This window comes from Megasphaera sp. AF13-6AC, assembly GCF_027685385.1.
Lineage (GTDB): Bacteria > Bacillota > Negativicutes > Veillonellales > Megasphaeraceae > Megasphaera > Megasphaera micronuciformis.
In genome coordinates this window covers 1-926 of record NZ_JAQCUN010000267.1, presented here as the reverse complement: position 1 = coordinate 926, position 926 = coordinate 1, and the positions used below count along the sequence as shown (strand labels likewise).

Annotated in this window: 1 protein-coding gene; it reads right to left on the bottom strand. The window is 45.6% G+C overall.

The annotated features are described in order from the left end of the window. Nucleotides 1-617 (bottom strand): OPT family oligopeptide transporter (locus tag PGX78_RS08755; protein ID WP_270446574.1); only part of this gene is annotated, 617 nt, incomplete at its 3' end. Nucleotides 618-926: the final 309 nt, after the last annotated feature.

The window sequence follows — 926 nt, the reverse complement described above, 5'->3', positions numbered from 1 at the left end:
TGAGTCGTCACCTTGCCGAAGGACATCCAGTAGCTGAATTCGGAAGACAGAACATGGAAACCGTTGGCACATAGACTGATTAAGCCTGCTAACGACGTGCCTTTGACGATATCTTTCATGCCCGTGTCCTTAGATGCTTTTTTGTCATTGTCATGAGAAGCGGATCCTATTTTCAGGATTTCCGCAGCAGCCAAACCTTCAGGATAGGGAAGGTCGCTGTTTACGACCATGGCACGACGTAAAGGAATGGTGAACAAGACACCCAACGAGCCGCCGCAAGCACAAAGAACCATGGTTTGCCAGAAGGGGAATCCCTGCCAATAGCCCAGCATTAAAAGGCCGGGAAGAATGAAGATGATGGCTGACAGCGTACCGGCAGCGGAAGCCTGGGTCTGGACCATGTTGTTTTCCAAAATGTTGGAATCTTTAAACATGCGCAGAATAGCCATAGAAATGACGGCGGCCGGAATGGATGATGAGAACGTCAAGCCTACTTTTAGGCCCAAGTAAACATTGGACGCCGTGAAGATAACCGTAATGAGCATACCCAGGAACATCCCTCGGAAGGTAAGTTCCGGTAGGGTCGGGTATACGGTTACATCTTTTTGAGAGTTCATATACTCTACCTCCTTAATTAAAATATGATAAAAATCCAATTCGGTTCTAAGTAGTATACTATAGAAGAACACTTATTGTCACGAAGCGGTGAAGGAATAATGACGAAAAAGTCAGTAGTAGGGTCTGTAGTTGCGTTTAAGTACAAGACGGGCAGGTATGAGTGTGTTATAATATTGACGATTATAGTATAGGTTTATACAAGTTTTCGACCCATAGCGAAGGAGGTTGCTGTTATGACAGAACAAGAAATTATTTCGGGCGTGTTGAAGGAGTTTGAAGGACTTGCCAAACACCCCCGCCCGTCTCAT